The sequence below is a fragment of the Bacteroides fluxus YIT 12057 genome (genome assembly GCF_000195635.1).
GTDB lineage: Bacteria > Bacteroidota > Bacteroidia > Bacteroidales > Bacteroidaceae > Bacteroides > Bacteroides fluxus.
Genome location: NZ_GL882623.1, coordinates 183,804 through 193,822, shown reverse-complemented (window position 1 = coordinate 193,822; position 10,019 = coordinate 183,804). Strand labels below are relative to the sequence as shown.

Annotated in this window: 8 protein-coding genes; 7 read left to right on the top strand and 1 reads right to left on the bottom strand. The window is 45.1% G+C overall.

What is annotated here, in order from left to right; translation table 11 throughout:
* Positions 1 to 396: 396 nt before the first annotated feature.
* The 5 genes from HMPREF9446_RS06585 to HMPREF9446_RS06565 all read left to right on the top strand — a co-directional run bounded on the left by HMPREF9446_RS06585 (position 397) and on the right by HMPREF9446_RS06565 (position 7,738).
* Positions 397 to 1,179, top strand: a complete 783-nt coding sequence (locus tag HMPREF9446_RS06585; RefSeq protein WP_009124699.1) for a DnaJ domain-containing protein — start codon at positions 397 to 399, stop codon at positions 1,177 to 1,179.
* Between the two features lie 81 nt (positions 1,180 to 1,260).
* Positions 1,261 to 4,518, top strand: a complete 3,258-nt coding sequence (locus tag HMPREF9446_RS06580) for a S41 family peptidase (protein WP_009124698.1) — start codon at positions 1,261 to 1,263, stop codon at positions 4,516 to 4,518.
* A gap of 24 nt (positions 4,519 to 4,542) precedes the next feature.
* A complete protein-coding gene (locus HMPREF9446_RS06575) occupies positions 4,543 to 6,141 on the top strand; it encodes an aspartate:alanine exchanger family transporter (RefSeq protein ID WP_009124697.1) in 1,599 nt (532 codons plus the stop codon).
* A 3-nt stretch (positions 6,142 to 6,144) separates the two neighbouring features.
* Positions 6,145 to 7,155, top strand: coding sequence for an aminodeoxychorismate synthase component I (locus tag HMPREF9446_RS06570; RefSeq protein ID WP_009124696.1), 1,011 nt, complete (start codon positions 6,145 to 6,147; stop codon positions 7,153 to 7,155).
* The gene (locus HMPREF9446_RS06565) at positions 7,139 to 7,738 is read left to right on the top strand and encodes an aminotransferase class IV family protein (RefSeq protein WP_009124695.1); all 600 of its coding nucleotides are present in this window, start codon (positions 7,139 to 7,141) and stop codon (positions 7,736 to 7,738) included. The genes HMPREF9446_RS06570 and HMPREF9446_RS06565 overlap by 17 nt, the downstream gene beginning before the upstream one ends.
* Positions 7,739 to 7,746: 8 nt before the next feature.
* Here the strand turns inward: HMPREF9446_RS06565 and HMPREF9446_RS06560 are convergent, their stop codons facing one another.
* Positions 7,747 to 8,136, bottom strand: coding sequence for a DUF2721 domain-containing protein (locus tag HMPREF9446_RS06560; protein ID WP_009124694.1), 390 nt, complete (start codon positions 8,134 to 8,136; stop codon positions 7,747 to 7,749).
* A 209-nt stretch (positions 8,137 to 8,345) separates the two neighbouring features.
* Here HMPREF9446_RS06560 and HMPREF9446_RS06555 point away from each other — a divergent pair, with 209 nt between their 5' ends.
* Both HMPREF9446_RS06555 and HMPREF9446_RS06550 read left to right on the top strand, forming a co-directional pair.
* A complete protein-coding gene (locus HMPREF9446_RS06555; RefSeq protein WP_009124693.1) occupies positions 8,346 to 8,906 on the top strand; it encodes an RNA polymerase sigma-70 factor in 561 nt (186 codons plus the stop codon).
* A gap of 75 nt (positions 8,907 to 8,981) precedes the next feature.
* A complete protein-coding gene (locus HMPREF9446_RS06550; protein WP_009124692.1) occupies positions 8,982 to 9,950 on the top strand; it encodes a FecR family protein in 969 nt (322 codons plus the stop codon).
* Positions 9,951 to 10,019: the final 69 nt, after the last annotated feature.

Sequence of the window (10,019 nt, the reverse complement as noted above, 5' to 3'; positions counted from 1 at the left end):
TAAAATAAACGAATAGACAAAAAGCTGATTATCATAAAGTTAATACATGTATTCATAACAAAACCAGAACAAAAAAGCGTGCTGGCAAACCATTTGCCGTCACTTGCCTACACGGTTGCCTACACCGCATAAATGCCGATGAACAGGGAGATGCAGGGCAAAAGTGACGGAGTGTAGGCAAAATGAACCGAAAACTTTTTCTGTAGCGCTGAGTTCAAGTTATACATGCGACAGTTGGTTCAGATAGTGGTGTTGGGTGTAAAATAAGGCTTATTTCCTATTTTGGTTGAATCTTACAATGAAAGAGCCGTGCAGTTCCCTATGGTTTCAGAGACAGATTCTTTGCAATACTTTTTCTTTTTCATACTTTTGCACCCATAAATACACAATAAAATTATGGGAGCAGCAAAATGGATTGGCGGTATCATAGGTTTCATGACAGGAGGCCCGTTGGGAGCATTGGCAGGGTATGCCCTCGGTTCCCTGTTCGATACCGATGAAAATACCACTTACAAGCGTTACACTGACGGACAACAGGCAGAAAGTTATAGTTATGCGGGGCAACGGAACAGTTTTCTTTTCTCCATGCTCGTCATGGCCTCGTACATCATCAAAGCCGACGGGCGGATCATGCATAGTGAAATGGAATTTGTCCGCCGCTTCCTGAGAACCACCTTCGGGGAAGAAGCCGTCAGAGAAGGAGAACAGATTCTGCTCAACCTTTTCGAACAAAGCAAACAGATGGACAAACAGAATCCATTTGCTTTCAAAAACACCATCCGCGACTGCGGTATGCAAATCGCAGCGAATCTCACTTACGAAGAACGCCTGCAATTACTTGTCTTTCTAGTAGAAATATCCAAAAGCGACGGCAACGTCTGTCAGGAAGAGATAGAAGCACTGAAAGAAGTAGCAACCTACATGGGACTCTCGACTGCAGAAGTAGAATCCATGCTCAACCTGGGTGGCAGCTCCCTGGAGGAAGCCTACAAGGTACTTGAAATAGAACCCACTGCCACCAACGAAGAAGTGCGTGCCGCGTATCGCCGTCTGGCACTGAAACACCACCCGGACAGAGTGGCCACACTGGGTGAAGACATCAAAAAAGCAGCCGAAGAAAAGTTCCAGAACATCAACAATGCCAAAGAGCGAATCTACAAGGCAAGAGGCATGAAATAATGAATAAGCAGAGCTTTTCATGACCTTTCTAAATATAATTGCTACATTTGTAAGCTATCACTAATAACGTAATCAACACTTATGAAAAAAATCCTCGCAATCATTACACTGGGCTTTACGACTATGACCGCCTATGCAATCACTCCGTTATGGATGCGTGATGTACGAATCTCTCCCAACGGTACGGAAATTGCATTCTGCTACAAAGGAGATATCTATAAAGTACCGGCAACGGGTGGAACCGCCATACAACTTACCACACAAGATTCATACGAGTGCACTCCTATATGGTCGCCCGACGGAAAGCAAATAGCCTTTGCCAGTGACAGATACGGCAATTTCGATATTTTCATGATGCCTTCCGGCGGAGGAAATGCGCAACGCCTCACCACCCACTCGGCCAACGAACTTCCGTCAGCATTCACCCCTGACGGCAAACAAGTCCTGTTTTCCGCTTCCATACAAGATCCGGCGAGCAGCGCACTTTTCCCGACAGGAGCCATGACCGAACTTTATAAAGTACCTTCAACCGGAGGACGTACGGAACAGGTACTGGGTACCCCCGCCGAATCCGTCTGTTTCGACAAATCCGGCGACAAGTTCTACTACCAGGACCGGAAAGGTTTTGAAGATGAATGGCGCAAGCATCATACCTCGTCCATCACCCGTGATGTCTGGATGTACGATATACAGACAGGAAAGCACACCAATCTTACCCAACGTGAAGGAGAGGACCGCAACCCGGTATTGTCTCCGGACGGACAGGTTTTGTTTTTTCTGAGTGAGCGGAACGGCGGCACATTCAACGTCTATTCCTTCCCTGTCTCCCAACCGCAGTCCATCAAAGAAGTAACATCCTTCAAGACCCACCCCGTACGCTTTCTTTCCATAAGTGATGACGGAACATTATGTTATGGATATGACGGTGAAATCTATACCCAACAGCCTGGTTCTTCTCCGCAAAAGTTAAATGTTGAAATCGTGCGCGACGACCAACCGCAAATGGCCAACCTTGACTTCTCAACCGGAGCCACTTCAGCCACCGTTTCACCAGACGGCAAACAAGTAGCTTTCATCGTACGCGGTGAAGTATTCGTCACTTCCACCGATTACACCACCACCAAGCAAATTACCCACACTGCCTCCCGAGAGGCCGGGCTGACTTTCGCTCCGGACAATCGTACTCTGGCATACGCCAGTGAACGCGACGGCAACTGGCAACTCTATCTGGCTAAGATAGCCCGCAAGGAAGACCTCAACTTCCCGAATGCCACTTTGATAAAGGAAGAAGTATTGCTGCCTTCGACCACCGTAGAACGTACTTATCCGCAATTCTCTCCCGACGGCAAAGAATTGGCTTTCATTGAGGACCGTAACCGGCTGATGGTACTCAACCTTGATACCAAGAAGGTACGCCAAGTCACCGATGGTTCTACCTGGTACAGCACAGGAGGCGGATTCGACTATTCCTGGTCACCGGACGGCAAATGGTTTACCCTCGAATTTATAGGAAACAGACATGACCCGTACTCAGACATAGGACTTGTCAGCGCGCAAGGAGACAGCCCCATTGTCAATCTGACCAACAGCGGCTACACAAGCGGCTCTCCCCGTTTTGTCCTGGACGGTAATGCGATTCTCTTCACCACCGAGCGCTATGGCATGCGTGCCCACGCCTCGTGGGGTTCGCAGGACGATGCCATGCTCGTATTCCTCAACCAAGATGCATACGACAAGTTCTGTTTAAGCAAGGAAGACTATGAACTGCGTAAAGAACTGGAAGCCGAACAGAAAAAAGCTAAAGAAAAAACCGGTGATAAAGCCAAAGACAAGAAGAAAGACAACAAAAAAGAAAAAGAAGATGATGCCGCCAAGGTAAAGGATATTGTTGTGGATCTGAAGAATATCGAAGACCGCATCGTACGCCTGACCCCCAACTCATCGAACATGGGTAGCACCATTATCTCCAAAGACGGTGAAACCCTCTACTATCTGGCTGCTTTTGAGGGTGGATTCGATATGTGGAAAATGAACCTCCGTAAGAAGGAAACCAAGCTGCTCCATAAGATGGACGCCGGATGGGCAACCATGGAAATGGACAAAGACGGCAAAAACCTATTCCTGCTAGGCGGACGAAGCATGCAGAAAATGGATATGAACTCCAACGAGTTAAAACCTATCAGATATCGTGCCGCTATGAAAATGGACTTGGGCGCAGAGCGCGAGTACATGTTCAATCACGTTTACAAGCAGCAACAAAAACGTTTCTACAACACCAATATGCACGGTGTGGATTGGGATTCCATGAGTGACGCTTACCGTAAGTTCCTGCCACACATCAACAATAACTATGATTTTGCAGAACTTCTGAGCGAATGGCTCGGCGAGTTAAATGTATCACATACCGGCGGACGCTTCTATCCTGGCGGGCAAAGCGAACCGACAGCAAGTCTGGGACTACTTTTCGATTGGAACTTTAATGGAAAAGGCATGCTCATCTCCGAAGTAATCGAGAAAGGTCCGTTCGACAAGGCAAGTACAAAGATTAAGTCCGGTGTAGTGATTGAAAAAATCGACGGTACGGAAATCACTCCAGAAATGGACTACTACACCTTGCTCAACAATAAGGCAAGAAAGAAAACACTTGTTTCGTTATACAATCCGCAAACCGGTGAACGTTGGGAAGAGGTTACTATCCCCATCAGCAACGGCGCCCTCAGCGACCTGCTTTATACCCGTTGGGTAAAACAGCGTGCAGCAGATGTGGACAAATGGTCCGGCGGACGTTTGGGCTATGTACATATAGAATCCATGGGCGATAACAGTTTCCGTTCCGTTTACTCGGACATCTTAGGAAAATACAATAACCGCGAAGGTATCGTCATCGACACACGTTTCAATGGCGGAGGGCGTTTGCATGAAGATATAGAAATCCTGTTCAGCGGTAAGAAGTACTTTACCCAGGTGGTCCGTGGCCGCGAAGCTTGCGACATGCCCAGTCGTCGTTGGAACAAACCGTCCATCATGCTGACCTGCGAGGCAAACTATTCCAATGCACACGGCACACCGTGGGTCTATAGCCACCGTAAATTAGGCAAACTGGTAGGTATGCCTGTTCCGGGAACTATGACCAGCGTATCTTGGGAAACGTTGCAAGATCCCTCACTGATATTCGGCATCCCGGTCATCGGTTATCGTTTGCCGGACGGCAGCTACCTGGAAAATTCACAGTTAGAGCCTGACATTAAAGTGACCAACTCTCCAGAAACGATTGTGAAAGGTGAGGACACACAACTAAAGACAGCTGTTGAGGAATTGTTAAAGGAACTCGACAAGTAATTAACCCCTAAACCCTTTAAACCCATGTTTACTGACCTGTTAAATTCCTCTTATTTTGCTCTCTTCCTTATTGTGGCATTGGGCTTCATGTTAGGAAGAATCAAAATCAAAGGATTGTCCCTGGATGTCTCCGCTGTGATTTTTATAGCCTTGCTGTTTGGGCATTTCGGTGTAATCATCCCTAAGGAATTAGGTAATTTCGGATTGGTACTGTTCATTTTCACCATCGGTATCCAGGCAGGTCCGGGATTTTTTGATTCCTTCCGCAGCAAGGGCAAGACACTGATCATCATCACTCTACTGATTATCAGCTCTGCCGCTTTCACTGCCGTGGGGCTAAAATATGCTTTCGACATAGATACTCCCAGTGCGGTAGGTCTGATAGCCGGTGCACTGACCAGTACGCCCGGCCTTGCCGTTGCCATTGACAGCACCCACTCTCCGTCGGCATCCATTGCATACGGCATAGCCTACCCTTTCGGTGTCATCGGTGTGATCCTCTTCGTCAAATTACTTCCCCGCATCATGCGCATAGACCTTGACAAAGAAGCCCGCCGCCTGGAAAAAGAACGCCGCAGCCAATTTCCCGAGTTGGGCACCTGTATCTTCCGCATCACAAATGCGGCGGTATTCAACCGTAGCCTCATGCAAATCAACGCACGTGCCATGACAGGTGCCGTTATCTCCCGCCATAAACATGGCGATGACATATCCATTCCCACTGCACATACCATCCTGCATGAAAATGACTATATACAAGCTGTGGGTAGCGAAGAATCTCTGAACCAACTCGCTGTATTGGTAGGTGAAAGAGAAGAAGGTGAACTTCCTTTGGTTGACAAGCAAGAGATCGAATCTCTATTGTTGACAAAAAAAGACATGATAAACAAGCAGTTGGGAGATCTCAATCTGATGAAGAATTTCGGTTGTACCGTAACCCGTATCCGCCGAAGCGGCATTGATTTGTCCCCATCGCCCGACCTTGCCTTGAAATTCGGTGACAAGCTGATGGTAGTAGGAGAAAAAGACGGTATCGCAGGTGTAGCCCGTCTGTTGGGCAACAATGCCAAACAACTATCGGACACAGACTTCTTTCCCATCGCAATGGGCATTGTCCTAGGAGTATTGTTCGGCAAACTGAACATTTCTTTCTCGGACAGTCTGTCATTTTCTCCGGGATTGACAGGCGGTATCCTGATAGTTGCCCTATTTTTGAGTGCAATCGGAAAGACCGGTCCTATCATCTGGTCCATGTCCGGTTCCGCCAACCAGTTGCTGCGCCAATTGGGGCTATTACTATTCCTTGCGGAAGTAGGTACCTCAGCAGGGAAGAATCTGGTAGCCACTTTCCAGGAAAGCGGATGGCTGCTGTTTGGAATAGGTGCCGCAATCACACTGATACCTATGTTGGTAGCTGTCATTGCCGGTCTGATGATATTCAAGATCAGTATTCTCGATTTACTGGGAACCATTACCGGTGGAATGACCAGTACACCGGGACTTGCTGCCGCTGACTCCATGACAGACAGCAACATTCCAAGTGTAGCTTATGCTACGGTCTATCCTATTGCAATGGTATTCCTCATTTTGTCTATCCAACTAATTGCAAGTGCCGTTTACTAAAAGATGCAAGTATATCGTAAAGAAGAAGCCATCTGCCGGATGAATACATTGGCAAAAGCCAATGTTCCCTTCCTTTTTGTCATAGATTACGCACAGGAACGTTCGTACATTGAAACCTTTGACAAGATAGACGCCGCGACCTGCCTTTTCCAGTTTCGGAAGGCAGGTAATGCGATAGAGCCTGCCATAACCGACTCCGGAGCGACTGTCCAACAGTACGCAGGAAAAATAGAATGGCAGGTTACTCCTCCTGATCCCGACGTATATAAGCATTCGTTCGATTTAGTGAAACAAAACCTGTTGGCAGGAAACAGTTATCTGGCCAACCTTACTTGTAAAGTTCCCGTCACCACAAACCTAACATTGAAGGATATCTTCCTGCATTCAAAAGCGCTCTATAAACTTTGGATGAAAGATCAATTCGTCTGTTTCTCCCCCGAAATCTTCGTACGTATAGAAGAAGGAAAAATCAAATCCTTCCCCATGAAAGGGACTATCGACGCCACGCTTCCAAATGCCGAAAACCTGCTGATGGAGGATGAGAAAGAAGCCGCTGAACATGCCACCATCGTTGACTTGATACGAAATGATTTAAGCATGGTTGCCGGTCAAGTAAGAGTCACTTCCTACCGATACATAGACCACCTGCAAACCAATAAAGGTCCCATCCTGCAGACCAGTTCCGAAATATGCGGCACATTGCCCTGCGATTATCCCGGACACATAGGCGATATTCTTTTTAAACTGCTGCCTGCCGGCTCCATTACCGGTGCTCCCAAGCCCAAAACCATGCAAATCATTGCCGATGCAGAGCATTATGACCGGGGATTCTACACCGGAGTCATGGGATATTATGCAGACAGCCAGCTGGACAGTGCTGTCATGATACGTTTTATCGAACAAGAGGACAACGGACAACTCTACTTCAAAGCCGGTGGAGGAATTACAGCCCAAAGTCGGTACGAAAGTGAATACAACGAAGTAATACAAAAAATATATGTGCCGATTTATTGAAACCATACGGCTCGATAACGGAGAAATTCGTAATCTGTCCTATCATGAGAGAAGGTTGAACAATACCCGCATGCACTTTTGGCACCAAAGTACTCCGCTGCAACTCTCCGGTTATATAACACCTTCCCGGGAAACAGGCAGAATCAAGGCACGCATCGTATATGGGAAAACGGGTATCGAAGAAGTCAGCTATTCGCTTTACCACATGCGGGAAGTACAGTCACTGGCTATTATCCGGTCTGATGAGATCGACTACACTTATAAAAACACAAACCGTGAATCGCTGAACCGCCTGTTTGCACAACGTGGCAAGTGTGATGATATTCTGATTGTAAAACAAGGACTGCTAACCGACACTTCCATTGCCAACATCGCCCTGTATGACGGAAGCAACTGGTACACTCCCAAACATCCGTTACTGAAAGGAACGAAACGAGCACAACTCCTGGCACAAGGAATTGTACAGGAAAAAGAACTTGGGCCAGAGGATTTATCCTCTTTTCCCATTATCCGGCTATTCAATGCCATGATAGACTGGGGAGAGCAGGAACTGCCGGTCAAGGCATTACATATCACATTCTAGAACCTATTTCATTCATCCATATCGTTCAAATGTATCTCCAACGCCTTGACCGATATATAGATTTCATATACCGATATGGTCAATGAAATAATCAGCAAGACCAATGCCAGTCCAAATATATAAACGGATACTGCGTATAACTGTATGTAAATAAAAAACATACTGACTACACACAACAGCAGGCTCCCGATACCGGTGACCTGCATGGCGCGCGTCAGATAGAGCCGTTTTCTAAGGTTGGCAATCTGCGCCGCCTTCACCGATGACGGATTCTCCATATATTGTTCTTTCAAGGTACGCACCAATTGGGCATACGACAAGAAACGATTAGTGTATGCCAACATTATCAATGATATAGCCGAAAACAACAAGGCAGGAGTAGTTAAATCAATTTCCATCTTATCACATCATTTATTAGTAGGTACAAAGATATACGAAAGAACGGGAAAAACATATACCATAAATGCCTAAATACGCATTTGAGAAGTATTGTTCCACAATGCGCAGAAAAAAAGTCAAAAGCACCTCTTACATTGCAAACTATTTAATTATATTTGCATTTCAAATGCACATTGTACTATAAAAGGCACCAAGTTTTCCAAACAGAATGCAACCTAATTTAAAAATACAAAAAAGTTTTTCAGACATATATTCCATATATTATATGAAAATGCTTCGTTTCTCGCGGACCTATGTCAGTACAGAAGAGGATGCGGAAAACATAGTACAAGACACTTTCCTTTATCTATGGGAGCATTTGGAACTGTTGGAAGAAATAGAACATCCGGACGCTTTTCTTTTTACACTTATCAAAAACAGATGCCTAAACTTTTTGAAGCATCAATCTTATATTCAAGCCAAGACCTGCCCACTTAAAGCAGACGAAGAACTGGAATCTCAATTGAACCTATATGCCTTGCAACAATTTGACGAAGCAGTCTCCTCTATCTCAGAAGTAGAAGAACTGTTGAAGCAAACGATGCAAAAACTGCCGGAACGTTGCAGAGAAATCTTTCTGCTCAGTCGTATAGAAGGACTCAAATATAAAGAAATCGCCGAGCGCTTGGACATATCCGTAAACACCGTTGAAAATCAGATATCTATTGCACTTCGTAAACTAAAATCTGAACTCAAGGAATATATTCCCTTACTTATTTTCATCATTTAGCATTTTTTTTTGCATCTTCTTTAGTGGTAAATGTATTCTCAGTTGTCTTTAACATAAAACCACTTGAGGAATCCCATGAACAATGAATTAGAAAAATACTTCGCAGGTACCATGTCTGCTACAGAAAGGAGAGAATTTCTGAACAAACTTCAAGGTAACCCGGAAGCCAAAAAAGAATTTGCACGTATGAAGGCGATATGGGCCATCTCCGGATTAACATCACAGGAAGGTGACCGAGAAAAAACGGCAACAGGAATAGTACAATTCGAGAAACGACTAAAACGTCGCTTGGTACACCGCTTCCGCATGGGGATTCTCAAGTATGCGGCCATTGTCGTCCTTCTGGTTTCTACAACTTGGTTTGTTTCCAACTTATACATACTAAACAAATCCTCAAAACAATATACGGAAATCAATGTTCCTAAAGGGCAACGAGTGAACATGACTCTTCCAGACGGTACTTCCGTATGGCTAAGCCCCCAAAGCAGAATTAAGATTCCGAATGAATTCAACCGGAAAAACCGTATGGTAGAATTAAATGGAGAAGGATATTTTGAGGTTACCAAGGATGACAAGAAACCTTTCACCGTAAAGACGCAACAGTTCAATATACAAGTATTAGGTACCCGGTTCAATGTATTTGCCTATGCCGCCAAAAAAAGCAAATTTGAAACTTGCCTCATAGAAGGACGAGTATTAGTCTATAATAAAGATAATGAAGACGAGAGAGTTTATCTGAACCCTCACGAAAAAGTATCGTTAGTGGCCAATCGCATGGTAGTGTCCAACTCCAATTTCGATAATGAAGAATATCTGAAAAGTGGTATTTTCAGTTTTCGCTCGAAACCTTTTGGAGAGATCTTGAATTATCTGACTTTGTGGTACAACGTCCAGTTCGACTTCACTGGAAATGTGAAATTGGATGAACTAATTTCCGGCAAAATCCGACAAAGTGAAGAAGTGGACAATATCCTGACAGCTTTACAAGCAGTATATCACTTCAATTTCAAGAAAAGAGATGATGAACATTATGAGATTTACTAAATACCAATGTCTAACCTTAAAAATAAATCACCGCTATGACTTAAATTTATCCACATCCCAAACAAAATA